This window comes from Streptomyces sp. LS-MS-L19 (assembly GCF_058382285.1).
This window is the reverse complement of the sequence record NZ_JBYCLL010000001.1, coordinates 3,348,823-3,366,769: the sequence shown is the minus strand read 5'-3', so window position 1 is coordinate 3,366,769 and position 17,947 is coordinate 3,348,823. Positions and strand designations below refer to the sequence as shown.

Below are 17,947 nucleotides of genomic sequence, written 5' to 3'. Positions count from 1 at the left end.
CGACAGCGAAGGGGCCCCGGTCAACCGACCGGGGCCCCTTCGGCGTTGAGACCGTGGCGTCAGGCCTTGACGCGAACTTCCTTGCGGAGCTTGGCGGTCATGTCCGCGGCGTCCGCGAGGTCCGCGGACTTGCCGGCCATGGCGTCCGCCATGTCGATCGGGATGACCACACCCAGGGTGCTGTGGTCGCCCCAGATGCACACCGGCATGCTGATCGAGCTCGGGCCGGAGCCGGAGCTGTCCTTGATCTTCGTCTCCTGGCACTTGAGGACCGCGCCGTCGAGACCGGCCGGCGTGTACGCCTTCGGGCTGCCGACGGCCTCGCCCTCGGAGTCCTCGGCCGCGCTCTTCTTCATCTCGGTGAACATCGCGTCGACGACCTTCTCGGGGTCGTCGATGTCGCCGTAGACGCCCATGAAGTTGACCATCTTCATGGCCAGGTAGTCCTTCGCGTCGCCGGACTGGTAGGTCGCGTTGACGTCCTTGGCGTTCTTCACGCCGTGCTTCTCGGCGTCCTTGACGTCGTCCGCGCTGAAGCCGTCCTCGCCGGAGCTCGCGGACTTCTTGTAGTCGGTCAGGACGGTGGCCGGCGTGGTCAGGGTGTGCGCCCCGTCGTCGGCGATGTCGGAGCCGCCGCTGCCGCTGCCGCCGATCACGAGGTACGCGCCGACCGCGATCGCGGCCACGACCGCCACCGCGCCGACGATGATGCCGATCTTCTTGCCGTTGCCGCCGCCCGCCGGAGGGGGCTGCGGGGCGCCGTAGGGGGCCTGGCCGTACGGCTGCTGCTGTCCGTAGGGGGCCTGCTGTCCGTACGGGGCCTGCTGCTGGCCGTAGGGCGCCTGGGGCTGCCCGTACGGCGGGGTCTGCGGCGGGACGCCGCCCTGCTGCGGGTAGCCGTAGCCCTGCTGGGGCGGCTGGCCGGGCTGCTGCGGGGGCTGTCCCGGCTGCTGCGGCGGCGGGGTCTGCTGGGGGTAGCCGTAGCCGGGCTGGGGCGCCTGCGGGTTCTGCGCCGGCTGGCCGTAGGGGCCCGGCTGGCCGTACGGCCCGGGCTGTTGCGGCTGCCCGGGCTGCTGGGGCTGCCCGTACGGGCCCGGCTGGTTGTGACTCATCTCTGGGTTCCCCTCCAGATGCTTATGTGTTCCTGACATCCTGGCCCAGGCCAACCCGGCGCACGGCATCGGGGGCCCCACCGTTACAGAACAAACGCGTTTCGGGACACGCCCGGGACACCCCTAAACTGACCCCGTGACCGAGAACGCTCAGCAGCAGCCCACAGCGCCCATCACCGAACTGCCGACCCAGTACGCGCCGGCCGAGGTAGAGGGGACGCTGTACGAGCGCTGGGTGGAGCGGGGTTACTTCGCCGCCGACGCGAAGAGCGACAAGCCGCCGTACACCATCGTCATCCCGCCGCCGAACGTCACCGGCAGCCTGCACCTCGGGCACGCCTTCCAGCACACCCTCATGGACGCCCTCACCCGCCGCAAGCGCATGCAGGGCTACGAGGCGCTGTGGCTGCCCGGCATGGACCACGCCGGTATCGCCACCCAGAACAAGGTCGAGCAGCAGCTCGCCGAGGAGGGCAAGTCCCGACACGACCTGGGGCGCGAGGAGTTCGTCGAGCGCGTCTGGCAGTGGAAGGAGGAGTACGGCGGCCGGATCCTCGGCCAGATGCGCCGGCTCGGTGACGGCGTCGACTGGGACCGCGAGCGCTTCACCATGGACGAGGGCCTGTCCAAGGCCGTCCTCACCATCTTCAAGCGCCTGTACGAGGACGAGTTGATCTACCGCGCCGAGCGGATCATCAACTGGTGCCCGCGCTGTCTGACGGCCATCTCGGACATCGAGGTGGAATACCAGGAGGACGCGGGCGAGTTGGTCTCCATCCGCTACGGCGAGGGCGAGGACAGCCTCGTCGTCGCGACCACGCGCGCGGAGACGATGCTCGGTGACACCGCCGTCGCCGTCCACCCCGACGACGAGCGCTACCGGCACCTCATCGGCAAGCAGATCAAGCTCCCGCTGACCGACCGCACCATCCCGGTCGTCGCCGACACCCACGTCGACCCCGAGTTCGGCACCGGCGCGGTCAAGGTGACCCCGGCGCACGACCCGAACGACTTCGAGATCGGCCGCCGCCACGACCTGCCGTCCCTGACGATCATGGACGAGCACGGTGTGATCACCGTCCACGGCCCGTTCCTCGGCCTGGACCGCTTCGAGGCCCGCTCGGCCGTCGTCGGCGCGCTCAAGGAGCAGGGCCGGATCGTCGCCGAGAAGCGCCCCTACATGCACTCCGTCGGCCACTGCTCGCGCTGCAAGACCACCGTCGAGCCGCGCCTGTCCATGCAGTGGTGGGTCAAGGTCGGCCCGCTCGCCAAGGCCGCCGGTGACGCGGTCCGCGACGGCCGCGTCAGGATCCACCCCGAGGACATGTCGAAGCGGTACTTCGACTGGGTCGACAACATGCACGACTGGTGCATCTCGCGCCAGCTGTGGTGGGGCCACCGCATCCCGATCTGGTACGGCCCCGACGGCGAGGTCGTCTGCGTCGGCCCGGACGAGGAGCCGCCCGGCACGGAGGCCGAGGGCTGGACCCAGGACTCCGACGTCCTGGACACCTGGTTCTCCTCCGGCCTGTGGCCGTTCTCCACGCTCGGCTGGCCCGAACAGACCGAGGACCTGCGGAAGTTCTACCCGACCGACGTCCTGCTGACCGGCCACGACATCATCTTCTTCTGGGTCGCCCGGATGATGATGTTCGGCCTCTACGCCATGGACGGCCAGGTCCCCTTCCACACCATCGCGCTGACCGGCCTGGTCCGCGACGAGTTCGGCAAGAAGATGTCGAAGTCGAACCCCAACGCGGTCGACCCGCTGGTCTGGATGGACGCCTACGGCTCCGACGCCGTCCGCTTCACCCTCGCCAACGGCGCCAACCCGGGCGCGGACGTGCCGATCGGCGAGGACTGGGTCAAGGCCTCCCGGAACTTCACCAACAAGATCTGGAACGCCACCCGCTTCGCCCTGATGAACGGCGCCACCATCGAGGGCCCGCTGCCGGACGCCTCCGAGATGTCGGCCGCGGACCGCTGGATCCTCTCGCGCCTGAACACCACGGTCGCCCAGGTCGACGCGTACTACGACGACTACCAGTTCGCGAAACTCGCCGACGCCCTCTACCACTTCGCGTGGGACGAGGTCTTCGACTGGTACGTCGAGCTGTCCAAGACCACGTTCTTCGCGGGCGGCGAGCCGGCCCGGGTCTCCGGCCGGGTCCTCGGCGAGGTCCTCGACGTCATGCTCCGTCTGCTCCACCCGGTCATCCCGTTCGTCACGGACGCCCTGTGGACCACCCTGACCGGCGGCGAGTCCCTGGTCATCGGCGACTGGCCGGCCGACAGCGGCTTCCGCGACGAGGCCGCTGAGCGGGAGATCGAGCTGGTCCAGCGGGTCATCACGGAGGTCCGCCGGTTCCGCAAGGACCAGGGCCTCAAGGACGGCCAGAAGGTCCCGGCCCGCCTGGAACTGACCGGCACCGCGCTCGTCTCCCACGAGGCCGCCATCCGCCAGCTCCTGCGTCTCCAGCCGGAGGGCGAGGGCTTCGCGGCCACGGCCACCCTGCCGGTCGCCGGGGCCACGGTCGCCCTGGACCTCTCCGGCACGATCGACGTGGCGGCGGAGCGGAAGAGGCTGGCCAAGGACCTCGCCGCGGCGGAGAAGGAGAAGGCCCAGGCCAACGCCAAGCTCGGCAACGAGGCCTTCCTCGCCAAGGCCCCGGACAACGTGGTGGACAAGATCCGCGGCCGCCTGGCCAAGGCGGAGGAGGACATCAAGCGGATCCAGGCCCAGCTGGACGGTCTGCCTCAGCAGTAGGACACCTGTAGGGGCGCGGGGCCGTATCGATGTGCGGCTCCGCCGCGTGGGCGCGACCAGCCACAAACCTCCCCGCGCCCGCCAAACGGGACCAGCCACCCCTCCCCGTGGGCGCAGCCCTAAACTGACCGTGTGAGCGACACCGACCCCTTCGACGAGATCATCGCCAACGAGACCGACCGGGACCCCGACCTCGCGGTCATCGAGGCCGGCAGCCGCACCCTCCGCACCCAGGGCGCCCCGCCGGAGGCAGACGTGCCGGCCCGCCCCGAGGACCCCGAGGTCGACAGGGCGCTGCGCCAGGTCGAGGCGGATCTCGCGACGAGGTGGGGCGAGACCAAGCTGGAGCCGAGCGTCAGCCGCATCGCCGCCCTGATGGACGTGCTGGGCGAGCCGCAGCGGTCGTACCCCTCGATCCACATCACCGGCACCAACGGCAAGACCTCCACCGCCCGCATGATCGAGGCCCTCCTCGGCGCCTTCGAACTGCGCACGGGCCGCTACACCAGCCCCCACGTCCAGTCGATCACCGAGCGCATCAGCCTGGACGGCGCCCCGATCTCCGCCGAGCGGTTCATCGAGACGTACGACGACATCAAGCCGTACGTCGAGATGGTCGACGCGGCTCAGGAGTACCGGCTGTCCTTCTTCGAGGTGCTGACCGGCATGGCGTACGCCGCCTTCGCGGACGCCCCCGTCGACGTGGCCGTCGTGGAAGTGGGGATGGGCGGTTCCTGGGACGCGACCAACGTCATCGACGGCGATGTCGCGGTCGTGACCCCCATCGACCTGGACCACACCGACCGGCTGGGCGAGACCCCCGGTGAGATCGCGGTCGAGAAGGCCGGGATCATCAAGCAGGACGCGACCGTCATCCTGGCCCAGCAGCCGGTGGACGCGGCGCAGGTGCTGCTGAAGAAGGCCGTCGAGGTGGACGCCACGGTCGCCCGCGAGGGGCTGGAGTTCGGGGTCGTCTCGCGGCAGGTCGCCGTCGGCGGGCAGCTGCTGACCCTGCGCGGCCTCGGCGGCGAGTACGAAGAGGTCTACCTCCCGCTGCACGGCCCGTACCAGGCGCACAACGCCGCCGTGGCGCTCGCCGCCGTCGAGGCGTTCTTCGGCGTCGGCGCCCAGCGCCCCGACCGGCTCGACATCGACACGGTCCGCAAGGCCTTCGCGGCCGTCTCCGCCCCGGGCCGCCTCGAGGTCGTACGGCGGTCCCCGACCGTCGTCCTGGACGCCGCCCACAACCCGGCGGGCGCCCGCGCCACCGCCGAGGCGGTCGGTGAGGCCTTCGACTTCAGCCGGCTGATCGGCGTGGTCGGCGCGAGCGGCGAGAAGGACGTGCGGGGGCTCCTGGAGGCCTTCGAGCCGATCTTCGCCGAGGTCGTGATCACCCAGAACACCAGCCACCGGGCGATGGACGCCGACGAGCTCGCCGCGATCGCCGTCGAGGTGTTCGGCGAGGAGCGGGTCCAGGTCGAGCCGCGGCTGCCGGACGCGCTGGAGGAGGCGATCACGCTGGCCGAGGAGGAGGGCGAGTTCGCGGGCGGCGGGGTGCTCGTCACCGGGTCGGTCATCACGGTCGGCGAGGCCCGGCTGCTGCTCGGAAGGGGCTGAGCCGCGCCATGCGTACGCTCTGTGCATCGACCCTGATCGGCGAGTTCTTCGTCATCGGCTTCGCCGGACTGGTCGCGATGAAGGACCCGGATCTGGCGACCTCCACGGTGTGGACCGTCAGCGGCATCGCCATGTTCCTGTGCCTCGCGCTGTGCGGGATGGTCACCCGGCCCGGCGGCATCGCCCTCGGCTGGGCCCTCCAGATCGCCCTGATCGCCTCGGGCTTCGTCCTGCCGGCCATGTTCGTCATGGGCGTGCTGTTCGCGCTGCTGTGGTGGGCTTCCGTCCACTACGGCCGGAAGATCGACGAGGCGAAGGCGCGGTTCGCCGCCCAGGCCGCGCAGGCCGACCCCTCTACACCTGACGCTGTGTGACCGGCGAGCCGACACGCCCTGTAATCTCGTCCCACCGCACATGTCAGCAGCCAAGGAGCCCCTCGTGAGCCAGCGCACCCTCGTCCTCCTCAAGCCCGACGCCGTCCGTCGTGGCCTGACCGGCGAGATCATCAGCCGTATCGAGCGCAAGGCCGGCTGGCAGATCACCGCGCTGGAGCTGCGCACCCTCGACCAGGACACGCTGGAGCAGCACTACGGCGAGCACAAGGGCAAGCCCTTCTACGAGCCGCTGGTGGAGTTCATGGCCTCCGGCCCCGTCGTCGCGCTGATCGTCGAGGGGGAGCGGGTCATCGAGGGCGTACGCCAGCTGGCGGGCCCGACCGACCCGATCGCCGCCGCGCCCGGCTCCATCCGGGGTGACTTCGGTGTGATCGTCCGCGAGAACCTGATCCACGCGAGTGACTCGGAGGAGTCCGCCGAGCGCGAGGTGAAGATCTTCTTCCCCGGGCGCGCATAGGTCCGTGCGTAGGTTTGGTGGCAATTTCTGACGGCGTGTCAGTTCACCCGACTGCCTGACCAGGGACGGCCGTACATTTTCGGCCGTCCCTTGGCATATGCGCGCCGATCGGGGGAACGCATGCCCCCTATGGACCGTCTCCACAAGCGGGGCGGCTTTCCATCTGCTGACAATGGCGAAGACCCTCGCGCAGTGTTCGTGCAGGCGCGTCTACGATGGAAGCCTTCACGTCACAGCACCCACTTCGCCGACCTGAAAAGCCCTCAAAAGCTCCCGGGAAGGCCAGACGAATCCTGATGGGGAACTCAATGTCGTTCATCGGCCGTGACATGGCTGTCGACCTCGGGACCGCCAACACGCTGGTGTACGTCAGGGGTCGCGGGATCGTACTCAACGAGCCGTCCGTCGTCGCGATCAACACGAACACCGGTGGAATCCTGGCTGTCGGCGCCGAAGCGAAGAAGATGATCGGGCGGACCCCGGGCAACATCGTTGCCGTGCGTCCGCTGAAGGACGGCGTGATCGCCGACTTCGAGATCACCGAGCGGATGCTCCGCTACTTCATCCTGAAGATCCACAAGCGGCGGTATCTCGCGAGGCCGCGCGTCGTCGTGTGTGTCCCCTCGGGCATCACCGGCGTCGAGCGCCGCGCCGTCATCGAGGCGTCGTCCCAGGCCGGCGCCCGTCAGGTGCACATCATCGAGGAACCCATGGCGGCCGCCATCGGCTCCGGCCTGCCGGTCCACGAGGCCACGGGCAACATGGTGGTGGACATCGGCGGCGGCACCACGGAGGTCGCGGTCATCTCCCTCGGCGGCATCGTCACCGCCCAGTCCATCCGCGTCGCCGGCGACGAACTGGACAACGCGATCATCCAGCACATCAAGAAGGAGTACTCCCTCCTGCTGGGTGAGCGGACGGCCGAGCAGATCAAGATCACGATCGGTTCGGCGTACGACCTCGACGCTGACGAACACACCGAAATCCGCGGCCGGGACCTCGTCTCCGGGCTGCCCAAGACCGTCGTCATCTCGGCCGCCGAAGTGCGCAAGGCGATCGAGGAACCCGTCAACGCGATCGTGGACGCCGTCAAGACGACCCTCGACAAGTGCCCGCCGGAACTCTCCGGCGACATCATGGACCGAGGAATCGTTCTGACCGGCGGTGGCGCCCTGCTCCGCGGCCTGGACGAGCGGCTGCGCCGGGAGACCGGCATGCCGATCCACATCGCCGAGGACCCGCTGGACAGCGTGGCGCTCGGCTCCGGCAAGTGCGTCGAGGAGTTCGAGGCACTCCAGCAGGTGCTGGACGCCCAGCCGCGCAGATGACGTAACTCTTCGATTCCGCCGTACGGGACGATCTCCTCTCGTGCGGCGGATCGTTGATATAGAGGCATAAACTCCACAAAAGCAACTTCAATGAGAAGGGCACGGCCGCCGCACGTGAGGGACACACGAGAGAGCCGGCTGCTCCTGGTGCTGCTGATCGCCGTCGCGTTCGCGCTGATCACGGTCGACATCCGCGGCGGGGAGGACTCACCGGTCGACGGTGCCCGCCAGGCCGCGGCCGCCGTGTTCGGCCCGATCGAGGACGGCGTGTCGTCCGCGGTCAACCCGGTCGGCAACGCCGTGTCGGCCATCCGCGACTCCGGCGAGCGGCACGACCGGCTCGCCGAGCTGGAGAAGGAGAACGCCGCCCTCAAGGCGAAGCTCGGCAGCGACGACCGCAACACCAGCCGCCTCAAGCAGCTCGACAAGATGCTGAAGATCGCCGGCGAGGGCCAGTACGGCATCAAGGGCGCCCAGGTCATCGCCATAGGGGCGGCCCAGGGCTTCTCCTGGACCATCACCATCGACGTCGGCGCCGACGACGGCATCCAGCGCGACATGACCGTCCTCAACGGCGACGGACTGGTCGGCCGGGTCACCACCGTCGGCCCGAACACCGCCACCGTGCTGCTCGCCAACGACCCCGACTTCACCGTCGGCACCCGCATGGAGGCCGGCGACGAACTCGGCTTCGCCTCCGGACAGGGCGACCGGCCGCTGCGCGTCGAACTCCTCAACGGCAAGGCCGAGGTGAAGAAGGGCGACCGCCTGGTCACCTTCGGCTCCCAGGCCGACAAGCCCTTCGTGCCCGGCGTCCCGGTCGGCGTGGTCTCCCGCGTCGACCCCTCCGGCGGCGACCTCACCCGCACCCTCTACGTCACGCCGTACGTCAGCTTCACCAAGCTCGACATCGTCGGCGTCGTCGTCGAGGCCCCGAAGAAGGACCCGCGCGACACGGTGCTGCCCGCCAAGCCGAAACCGACGCCCACGCCGACCGTGACGGTCACCGTCACCCCGTCCGCCAACGCGCCGCTCGACGGCGAGATCCAGCAAGAGCAGTAGGAGCTGTCCCTGATGCGCGTCAACCGGATCCTGCTGTCGTCGGCCCTCATCGTCGTCGCCCTGGTCCTCCAGGTGAGCGTCCTCGCCCGCCTCCACCTCCCGGGCGCCGTCCCCGACCTGCTGCTCCTGACCGTCCTGGGCCTCGCCCTGGTCTACGGCCATGTCGGCGGCGCCCTCGTCGGCTTCGGCGCCGGCCTCCTCGCCGACCTCGCCCCGCCCGCCGACCACGCGGCCGGCCGGTACGCCCTCGTGCTGTGCGTCATCGGCTACCTCGCCGGCCTCGCCAAGCCGGAGAACGGCCGCCTCAAGTCGGCCACCGGCCCCATGGTCGTCGTGGTCGCCGCCGCCCTCGGCACCACCCTGCTGTACGCCGGGGTCGGCGCCCTCGTCGGCGACACCACCGCCCGCCATGTCGGCCTGCCCAGCCTGCTGTTCACCGCCGCCCTGTACGACCTGCTGCTCGCCCCGTTCGTCGTGCCCGGCATCATGGCGCTCGCCCGCCGCGCCGAGAACGACCCGCTGGCCGAGACCAGTTCGGCGGCCAAGTCGGCGGACATCTCCTCCGGTTGGCTCTCCTCCGGCACCGGCCTCAAGATCGGCGGCCAGCGCGGCGGACTCGGCAGCCTGAAGACCAAGGCGCGGACGAGGACGGCCCGGGTGGGCCGTATCAAGGGGGTCAAGCGGCTGTGACCCCACGGTGGTTGGCGGACCCGGTTCACAGGTTCGCCGTATATGACACATACACACACTGAGAGGGGGCGGCAGCCGCAGTGACCAACATCCCCGAGACCGGGCGGACCCCACGGGTCCAGATCCGTCTCGTCGTCATCCAGATCCTCGTGCTGTCCCTCCTCGGCACCCTCGGCGGGCGCCTGTGGTACCTCCAGATCCGCGAGGGCGACGAGTACGCCAAGGAGGCCTCCGGCAACCACGTCCAGCAGGTCGTCGAACCCGCCGTGCGCGGCTCGATCCTGGACGCCCGCGGAGTGCCCCTCGCGGACAACGAGACCCGGCTCGTGGTCTCCGCCTCCCGCACCGACCTGCTGAAGATGAAGGACGACGGCAAGGCCGTCCTCACCAAGCTGGCCGGCGTCCTCGGGATGAAGCCCGCGGAGGTCATGCAGAAGGTCCGGCTCTGCGACGCGAAGACCCCCCAGCCCTGCTGGAACGGCTCGCCCTACCAGCCGATCCCCATCACCGACGAGGCCACCGCCAAGCAGGCCCTCCAGATCCGCGAGCGCGCCGAGGACTTCCCCGGCATCACCGCCGAGCCCGAGGCCGTACGCCGCTACGGCGCCCCCGCCAAGTCCAACGCCGCCCAGGTCCTCGGCTACCTCTCCCCGGTCACCGACGAGGAGATCACCAAGGCCCAGGACACCGACTCGCCCTACCTGCGCTCCGACCAGGTCGGCCGCTCGGGCCTGGAGCGCGAGTACGACAAGGAGCTGCGCGGCAAGGCCGGCGTGACCCGCTACGAGGTCGACAACCTCGGCCGGGTCATCGGCCAGGCCGAGGCCGACGAGGCCCAGCCCGGCGCCAACCTCGTCACCAGCATCGACGCCCGCGTCCAGCGGGTCGCCGAGTACGAGCTGAACGACGCGATGAAGGTCGCCCGCACCCAGTGGGACCGCAACACCAACGAGAAGTACAAGGCCGACTCCGGCGCGGTCGTCGTCATGGAAGCCAAGACCGGCCGGATCGTCGCCATGGCGTCCAACCCGACGTACGACCCGAATGCCTGGGTCGGCGGCATCTCCGCCAAGGACTACGCCAAGCTCACCGGCAAGTCCTCCAACTACCCGCTGCTCAACCGGGCCATCCAGGGCCTGTCCGCACCCGGCTCCACCTTCAAGGTGATCTCCACGGCCGCCGCCGTGGAGGCCGGCTACGACTTCGACGGCCGCTACCCCTGCACCAGCTCGTACTCCGTCGGCGGCCAGGTCTTCAAGAACTTCGAGTCGGAGAACTTCGGCCCCATCTCGCTCGGCCGGGCCCTGGAGGTCTCCTGCGACACCGTCTTCTACGGCCTCGCCCACCAGCAGTGGCAGAAGGACGGCGGCATCAACCCGAAGAAGGGTGAGCCCAAGGACTACTTCTTCAAGGCCGCCCACCAGTTCGGCCTCGGCAAGACCACCGGCATCGACCTGCCCAACGAGGTCCCGGGCCGCATCCCCGACCGCCAGTGGAAGCAGGACTACTGGGAGGCCAACAAGGACGCCTGGTGCAAGACCGGCAAGAAGGACGGCGACTACGTCCAGAAGATCGCCTACGAGAACTGCCTCGAAGGCAACAAGATGCGCGCCGGTGACGAGATCAACTACTCCATCGGCCAGGGCGACACCATGGTCACCCCGATCCAGATGGCCACGATCTACGCGGCGATCGCCAACGGCGGCACCCTGCACGACCCGACGGTCGGCAAGGCCATCGTGAGCGCCGACGGCAAGAGCGTGCAGGAGATCAAGCCCAAGTCGCACGGCAGGCTGCCGATAAGCCAGGCCACGCTCAAGAAGATGGACACCGCCCTCGCGGGCGTCGCCACCGAGGGCACCGCCGCCTGGCGCTTCGCCCAGGTCGGCTGGCCGCAGGCGAAGATCCCGATGCACGCCAAGACCGGTACCGCCGAGGTCTACGGCAAGCAGACGACGTCCTGGTTCGCCACGTACACCAAGGACTACACGGTCGTCATGACGATCTCCCAGGGTGGTACGGGTTCCGGCGCCTCGGGCCCCGCCGTCCGCAACATCTACGACGCGCTGTACGGCGTCTCCGACGACGGCACCATCAACAAGAAGAACGCGCTGCTGCCGACCCCCGAGAAGAGCCTGCCGAAGATCCAGACCGACGGGACCATCAAGGCCCCGAAGGTCGCCAAGGACCCGGCCAAGGACCAGCGGGCGAGCCAGGAGGGCGCGCCCGAGCCGGACGAGACCCAGCAGGCCGCGACCGTGAACACGTCGACGGGCGGGAACCGCCTCACCCGTCGCCGGCGCCGTGTGCGCGGAAACCGGAGGATGCTCACATGACCGGGGCCAACAGCTTCCAGGTCTCCGGGTACGGCCCCGCGCGCGCGGGCTGGACCCGGCTGCTGGCCCGCGACTCGCTGGCCCGTCGGCTCGACTGGCCGATACTGTTCTCGGCCCTCGCGCTGTCCATGATCGGCTCGCTGCTGGTCTTCTCGGCGACCCGCAACCGCACCGAGATCAACCAGGGCGACCCGTACTACTTCCTGATCCGGCACCTCATGAACACCGGCATCGGGTTCGCGCTGATGATCGGCACCGTGTGGGTCGGCCACCGCACCCTGCGCACCGCCGTCCCCCTGCTCTACGGCGCCTCGGTCTTCCTGATCCTGCTGGTCCTCACCCCGCTGGGCTCCACGGTCAACGGCGCCCACTCCTGGATCGTGCTCGGCGGCGGCTTCTCGCTCCAGCCCTCGGAGTTCGTGAAGATCACGATCATCCTGGGCATGGCGATGCTGCTCGCGGCCCGGGTCGACGCGGGCGACAAGCCCTACCCCGACCACCGCACGGTCCTCCAGGCGCTGGGCCTGGCCGCCGTACCGATGCTGATCGTGATGCTCATGCCCGACCTCGGGTCGGTGATGGTCATGGTCATCATCGTGCTCGGTGTGCTGCTCGCCTCCGGCGCCTCCAACCGCTGGGTCTTCGGCCTGCTGGGTGCGGGCACGCTGGGCGCGGTCGCGGTGTGGCAGCTCGGGATCCTCGACGAGTACCAGATCGCCCGCTTCGCCGCCTTCGCCAACCCGAGCCTCGACCCGGCGGGCGTCGGCTACAACACCAACCAGGCCCGGATCGCCATCGGTTCGGGCGGCCTGACCGGCGCGGGCCTCTTCCACGGCTCGCAGACCACCGGCCAGTTCGTCCCCGAACAGCAGACCGACTTCGTCTTCACCGTCGCCGGTGAGGAGCTGGGCTTCGTCGGCGCGGGTCTGATCATCGTCCTGCTCGGCATCGTGCTGTGGCGGGCCTGCCGGATCGCCCGCGAGACGACCGAGCTGTACGGCACGATCGTGGCCGCCGGCATCGTCGCCTGGTTCGCCTTCCAGTCCTTCGAGAACATCGGCATGACCCTCGGGATCATGCCGGTCACCGGCCTGCCACTGCCGTTCGTGTCGTACGGCGGATCGTCGATGTTCGCGGTGTGGGTGGCGGTGGGGCTGTTGCAGTCGATCAGGGTGCAGCGGCCGATGTCGGCGTAGGTGGGGGGCGTCGGGCGGAGGGGCCTGTTTGGTGGTGGGCGGAGTGCCCGGACGGGCGTGGGTGGGTGCCCCGATCGGCGTGGGCGGGGGGCCCTGCCCGGCGTGGGCGGGGGCCCTGCCCGGCGTGGGCGGGGTGTCCCGACTGGCGGTCGGTGCGGAGGGTCCTGCCCGGCGGTGGGCGGAGTGCCCGGACCGGCGTGGGTGGGTGCTCCCATCGGCGTGGGCCGGGGGCCCTGCCCGGCGTGGGCGGGGTGTCCCGACTGGCGGTCGGTGCGGAGGGTCCTGCCTGGCGGTGGGCGTGGTGCCCCGACCGGCGTGAGTGGGGTGCCCTGACCGGCGTGGGTGGAGGGTCCTGGCTGGCGGTGGGCGGAAGACCCTGCCCGGCGGTGAGCAGGGTGTCCGACCGGCGTGGGCGGAGGGCCACGACCGGCGGTGGGTGGACCCTGTCCGGCGGTGGGCGGAGTGCCCCGACCGGCGGCGGCCCCCTGCCGTGACCGGCGTACGACCACTAGATTCGGGTCATGGCGGACACAAAGCGGGAGATCGAGCGGAAGTACGAGTCCGACGACAGCGGGCTGCCGGACCTGACCGGAGTCGCCGGCGTCGAGGCCGTCGTCGACAAGGGCGTGGCGCATCTGGACGCCACCTACTACGACACCCCCGACGAACGCCTCCTGGCGTCCTCGATCACCCTGCGCCGCCGCACCGGTGGCTCGGACGCGGGCTGGCACCTGAAACTCCCCGTCTCCGAAGGCGTCCGCGACGAGATCAGGGCACCCCTGTCCGACACCCTCCCCGACGAACTCGCCGGCCTGGTCCGCTCCCGCGTCCGGGACGTCGAGCTGCTCCCCGTGGTCCGGCTGCGTTCGGACCGCGACGTGCGCCACCTCCTGGACGCGGACGGGCAGTTGCTCGCCGAGGTCAGCGTGGACGCCGTGCACGCCGAACGGCTCAGCGGCGGCGTCGGCGACGCCCAGTGGACCGAGATCGAGGTGGAGCTCGCCGACGACGGCGACCCCGCCTTCCTCGACAAGGTCGAGAAACGGCTGCGCAAGGCGGGCGTACGGCCGTCCGGGTCCTCCTCGAAGCTGGCCAGGGCCCTCGCGGAGACGGCACCCAGGAAGAAGGCCGCCGGCCCGGCGGACCCCGTGACCGCAGGCGACCACGTCCTCGCCTACGTCCGCGCCCAGCGGGACGCGATCCTCGAGCTCGACCCGGCGGTCCGGCAGGACGCCGAGGACTCCGTGCACAGCATGCGGGTCGCCACCCGCCGACTGCGCAGCACCTTCAAGTCGTACGGCAAGGTCCTGGACCGGGCCGTCACCGACCCGATCGGCGACGAGCTGAAGTGGCTCGCCGGGGAACTGGGCGTGGACCGGGACCGCGAGGTGCTGGCCGAACGGCTGTCGACGGCCCTCGACGAGGTGCCCGGGGCGCTGGTCTCGGGGCCAGTCGCCGAGCGGCTGAGGGTCTGGGCGGGGGACAGCCCCGGCGGGGCGAGCGCCCGGCTGATCGGCGTCCTGGACTCGCACCGCTATCTCGCCCTGCTCGACACCCTGGACGCGCTGATCGCCGACCCGCCGCTGCGGAAGGCGGCCGGGAAGGAGTCCCACAAGGTGATCGCCAAGGCCGTGACCAAGGACTTCAAGAAGGTCTCCGGACTGGTGGGGCGGGCGCTGGAGCTGGAGCCCGGCACCGACCGCGATGTCGCGATCCACGAGGCCCGCAAGAAGACCAAGCGCACCCGCTACGCGGCCGAGGCGGCCCGCCCGGCTCTCGGCGAGCCGGCGAAGTCCCTGGTCAAGTCCATGAAGTCGCTCCAGAACCTGCTGGGCGAGCACCAGGACAGCGTGATGGCCCGGGGCACCCTGCGCGAGCTCTCCGCGGTCGCCCACGCGGCGGGGGAGAGCGCCTTCACGTACGGGCTGCTGTACGGCCGTGAGGAGCGGCGGGCGGCGGCCGTGGAGGCCGAGCTGCCCGGGTTCTGGGACGGGGTGAAGGGCGCGGCGGACGGCCTGTGAGCCCTCGGGGCGTACGGGGGGTGGTCATCGCCGCGTTAGGCTAGATGGTCACCCCTGTCAGTCCATGGAAGTGCGAGATGTCAGCCGAAACCGCCGCGTCGGTGTTCCCGCAGCTCGAAGCTCTGCTCCCGCATGTGCAGAAGCCGATCCAGTACGTCGGCGGAGAGCTCAACTCCACCGTCAAGCCGTGGGAGTCCTGCGACGTCCGCTGGGCGCTCATGTACCCGGACGCCTACGAGGTAGGACTGCCCAACCAGGGCGTCATGATCCTCTACGAGGTCCTGAACGAACAGGAGGGCGTCCTCGCCGAGCGCACGTACAGCGTGTGGCCGGACCTGGAGGCGCTGATGCGGGAGCACCACGTCCCGCAGTTCACGGTGGACAGCCACCGCCCGGTGGGCGCCTTCGACGTGTTCGGCCTGTCCTTCTCCACGGAGCTGGGCTACACCAACATGCTCACCGCGCTGGACCTGGCGGGCATCCCCCTGGAGTCGAAGGACCGGGGTCTGGACGACCCGATCGTCCTGGCCGGCGGCCACGCGGCCTTCAATCCCGAGCCGATCGCGGACTTCATCGACGCGGCGATCATCGGCGACGGCGAGCAGGCCGTGCTCGACATGACGAAGATCATCCGTGACTGGAAGGCCGAGGGCCGGCCGGGCGGCCGTGAGGAGGTCCTCTTCCGCCTCGCTCGCACCGGTTCGGTGTACATCCCGGCGTTCTACGACGTCGAGTACCTCCCGGACGGCCGTATCGCCCGTGTCGTACCGAACAAGTCGGGTGTCCCGTGGCGCGTGTCGAAGCACACGGTCATGGACCTGGACGAGTGGCCGTACCCCAAGCAGCCCCTGGTCCCCCTGGCGGAGACGGTCCACGAGCGGATGTCCGTGGAGATCTTCCGCGGCTGCACCCGCGGCTGCCGCTTCTGCCAGGCGGGCATGATCACCCGCCCGGTCCGCGAGCGCTCCATCACGGGCATCGGCGACATGGTGGAGAAGGGCCTGAAGGCGACGGGCTTCGAGGAGGTGGGCCTTCTTTCGTTGTCGAGCGCGGACCACTCGGAGATCGGCGACATCGCGAAGGGCCTGGCGGACCGGTACGAGGAGGACAAGATCGGCCTGTCCCTCCCGTCGACCCGCGTGGACGCCTTCAATGTGGACCTGGCGAACGAGCTGACGCGCAACGGCCGCAGGTCCGGTCTGACCTTCGCGCCGGAGGGCGGCTCGGAGCGCATGCGCAAGGTCATCAACAAGATGGTCTCGGAGGACGACCTCATCCGCACGGTCTCCACGGCGTACGGCAACGGCTGGCGCCAGGTGAAGCTGTACTTCATGTGCGGCCTGCCGACGGAGACCGACGAGGACGTCCTGCAGATCGCCGACATGGCCACGAAGGTGATCGCCGAGGGCCGCAAGGTCTCCGGCCAGAACGACATCCGCTGCACGGTCTCCATCGGCGGCTTCGTCCCCAAGCCCCACACCCCCTTCCAGTGGGCCCCGCAGCTCTCCGCCGAGGAGACCGACGCGCGCCTGGAGAAGCTCCGCGACAAGATCCGCGGCGACAAGAAGTACGGCCGCTCGATCGGCTTCCGCTACCACGACGGCAAGCCGGGCATCGTGGAGGGCCTCCTCTCCCGCGGCGACCGTCGCGTCGGCGCGGTGATCCGCGCGGTCTACGAGGACGGCGGCCGCTTCGACGGCTGGCGCGAGCACTTCTCCTACGACCGCTGGATGGCCTGCGCCGACAAGACGCTGCCGGCCTTCGGCGTGGACGTCGACTGGTACACGACCCGCGAGAAGACCTACGAGGAGGTCCTCCCCTGGGACCACCTGGACTCCGGCCTCGACAAGGACTGGCTCTGGGAGGACTGGCAGGACGCCCTCGACGAGACGGAGGTCGAGGACTGCCGGTGGACGCCTTGCTTCGACTGCGGGGTGTGTCCGCAGATGGACACCCACATCCAGATCGGCCCGACGGGCAAGAAGCTGCTGCCGCTGACGGTGAAGAACGCGGGGGCTGCGCCGGCTTCGAGTGGGCACTCGCACTGAGGTGAGCGAGGCGCTTTGATCGGGTGATTGAGGCGCTGGCAGGGGCGGGTGAGGACGAGTTGTCGGCTGCGCTTGTTGCGGCTGGCGCTTCTACTGCTCGCCCCGGAGCGTTGTCGGTGTCCGGCCGCACGCCGCTGCCAGGTCCTGGGGGGTCGTAGCGGATCGTTCCCGTGGTCGGAGTGGGGCTGAGCCTCCAGGTCTGCTTTCGGTGATCGCGTACTGGATCGTCTGCCCGTGCGCTCAGCGACGGACGCGGTAGCGGATGTGGGTGGCCTGTGGTGTGTCGATCACCTGGACGATTTCCAACTCTCTGACGGCAACACGTCGAACAGTCGACGGCCCCGCCCGAGGAGCACGGGGATCTGATGGATCTGCACCTCGTCCAGCACCCCGGCCTCGAGCGCGCGCTGCGCCGTGTACGCGCCGCGCACCTGCACGTCTTTGCCTCCGGCTGCGGCCTTCGCCTGTGCCATCGCGCTCTCGATCCCATCGGTCACGTACGTCACCAGTGGATAGCCCCAACGGGCGGCCGGGCCGGGCGGGCGGTGGCTGGGCACAAAGATCGGGAGACCGCCGTGATCACCACCCCAGTGATCCATGAGCTCGGCAGTCCGCCGTCCCGCGAGCACCGCACCGGCCGCGTTCCATTCGTCCTGGAACTGCGCAGCCGGGCCGGACGGCAGGCCGGATTCCCCGTCGGCGTCGGCCCACTTGTGCAGCCGCTCGCCGTCGTCACCGCCGAGGAAATCGTCGGTGTCGGCGATGTACCCGTCGACCGACACCGACATGTCGAGCACTGATCTGGACACTTCGACCTCCTGTGGTCTTCCTCCGGACTGGTGTCACTGCATGTAGACCTGGCGTGGAGGCCTTACTCATCGGCCCGATAGACGATCTTCACCACAGGCTCCCGCCCGC

At 69.8% G+C, this 17,947-nt stretch carries 13 protein-coding genes; 11 read left to right on the top strand and 2 right to left on the bottom strand.

All coding sequences use genetic code 11. The features are described from left to right. Positions 1-59: 59 nt before the first annotated feature. Positions 60-1,112: a hypothetical protein gene (locus AC2XR2_RS14835; RefSeq protein ID WP_491515270.1), complete on the bottom strand. Its 1,053-nt coding sequence runs from the start codon at positions 1,110-1,112 to the stop codon at positions 60-62. A 136-nt stretch (positions 1,113-1,248) separates the two neighbouring features. On the opposite strand from AC2XR2_RS14835, the gene AC2XR2_RS14830 reads away from it, so the two are divergent. The 11 genes from AC2XR2_RS14830 to AC2XR2_RS14780 all read left to right on the top strand — a co-directional run bounded on the left by AC2XR2_RS14830 (position 1,249) and on the right by AC2XR2_RS14780 (position 17,029). Further along, a complete protein-coding gene (locus tag AC2XR2_RS14830) occupies positions 1,249-3,879 on the top strand; it encodes a valine--tRNA ligase (protein WP_491515269.1) in 2,631 nt (876 codons plus the stop codon). A 132-nt stretch (positions 3,880-4,011) separates the two neighbouring features. After that, a complete protein-coding gene (folC, locus tag AC2XR2_RS14825) occupies positions 4,012-5,496 on the top strand; it encodes a bifunctional tetrahydrofolate synthase/dihydrofolate synthase (RefSeq protein WP_491515268.1) in 1,485 nt (494 codons plus the stop codon). Between the two features lie 8 nt (positions 5,497-5,504). Continuing rightward, positions 5,505-5,870, top strand: coding sequence for a DUF4233 domain-containing protein (locus AC2XR2_RS14820; RefSeq protein ID WP_030314566.1), 366 nt, complete (start codon positions 5,505-5,507; stop codon positions 5,868-5,870). A gap of 64 nt (positions 5,871-5,934) precedes the next feature. Further along, complete coding sequence (ndk, locus tag AC2XR2_RS14815; protein WP_007382017.1) at positions 5,935-6,348, top strand: nucleoside-diphosphate kinase; 414 nt, start codon at positions 5,935-5,937, stop codon at positions 6,346-6,348. A 308-nt stretch (positions 6,349-6,656) separates the two neighbouring features. After that, the gene (locus tag AC2XR2_RS14810) at positions 6,657-7,676 is read left to right on the top strand and encodes a rod shape-determining protein (RefSeq protein ID WP_004931372.1); all 1,020 of its coding nucleotides are present in this window, start codon (positions 6,657-6,659) and stop codon (positions 7,674-7,676) included. 114 nt (positions 7,677-7,790) lie between these two features. Beyond that, a complete protein-coding gene (gene mreC / locus AC2XR2_RS14805; protein ID WP_330266939.1) occupies positions 7,791-8,738 on the top strand; it encodes a rod shape-determining protein MreC in 948 nt (315 codons plus the stop codon). A 12-nt stretch (positions 8,739-8,750) separates the two neighbouring features. Continuing rightward, positions 8,751-9,428: a rod shape-determining protein MreD gene (mreD, locus tag AC2XR2_RS14800; protein WP_330266940.1), complete on the top strand. Its 678-nt coding sequence runs from the start codon at positions 8,751-8,753 to the stop codon at positions 9,426-9,428. Positions 9,429-9,508: 80 nt separating this feature from the next. Continuing rightward, the gene (gene mrdA, locus AC2XR2_RS14795) at positions 9,509-11,764 is read left to right on the top strand and encodes a penicillin-binding protein 2 (RefSeq protein WP_381299950.1); all 2,256 of its coding nucleotides are present in this window, start codon (positions 9,509-9,511) and stop codon (positions 11,762-11,764) included. Next, the gene (gene rodA / locus AC2XR2_RS14790) at positions 11,761-12,960 is read left to right on the top strand and encodes a rod shape-determining protein RodA (protein ID WP_362668833.1); all 1,200 of its coding nucleotides are present in this window, start codon (positions 11,761-11,763) and stop codon (positions 12,958-12,960) included. The genes mrdA and rodA overlap by 4 nt, the downstream gene beginning before the upstream one ends. Positions 12,961-13,481: 521 nt before the next feature. Next, the gene (locus AC2XR2_RS14785) at positions 13,482-14,981 is read left to right on the top strand and encodes a CYTH and CHAD domain-containing protein (protein WP_491515267.1); all 1,500 of its coding nucleotides are present in this window, start codon (positions 13,482-13,484) and stop codon (positions 14,979-14,981) included. A gap of 77 nt (positions 14,982-15,058) precedes the next feature. Beyond that, positions 15,059-17,029 (top strand): TIGR03960 family B12-binding radical SAM protein, encoded by a 1,971-nt coding sequence (locus AC2XR2_RS14780; protein ID WP_491515266.1) that lies wholly within the window; start codon positions 15,059-15,061, stop codon positions 17,027-17,029. A 287-nt stretch (positions 17,030-17,316) separates the two neighbouring features. Here the strand turns inward: AC2XR2_RS14780 and AC2XR2_RS14775 are convergent, their stop codons facing one another. Next, complete coding sequence (locus AC2XR2_RS14775) at positions 17,317-17,838, bottom strand: dihydrofolate reductase family protein (protein ID WP_491515265.1); 522 nt, start codon at positions 17,836-17,838, stop codon at positions 17,317-17,319. Positions 17,839-17,947: the final 109 nt, after the last annotated feature.

Excerpts from the sequence above, each read along its gene's own strand:
- AC2XR2_RS14835 (WP_491515270.1), bottom strand. The coding sequence starts at position 1,112 with ATGAGTCACAACCAGCCGGGCCCGTACGGGCAGCCCCAGCAGCCCGGG.
- AC2XR2_RS14820 (WP_030314566.1), top strand. The coding sequence starts at position 5,505 with ATGCGTACGCTCTGTGCATCGACCCTGATCGGCGAGTTCTTCGTCATC.
- AC2XR2_RS14810 (WP_004931372.1), top strand. The coding sequence starts at position 6,657 with ATGTCGTTCATCGGCCGTGACATGGCTGTCGACCTCGGGACCGCCAAC.
- mreD (WP_330266940.1), top strand. The coding sequence starts at position 8,751 with ATGCGCGTCAACCGGATCCTGCTGTCGTCGGCCCTCATCGTCGTCGCC.
- rodA (WP_362668833.1), top strand. The coding sequence starts at position 11,761 with ATGACCGGGGCCAACAGCTTCCAGGTCTCCGGGTACGGCCCCGCGCGC.
- AC2XR2_RS14785 (WP_491515267.1), top strand. The coding sequence starts at position 13,482 with ATGGCGGACACAAAGCGGGAGATCGAGCGGAAGTACGAGTCCGACGAC.
- AC2XR2_RS14780 (WP_491515266.1), top strand. The coding sequence starts at position 15,059 with ATGTCAGCCGAAACCGCCGCGTCGGTGTTCCCGCAGCTCGAAGCTCTG.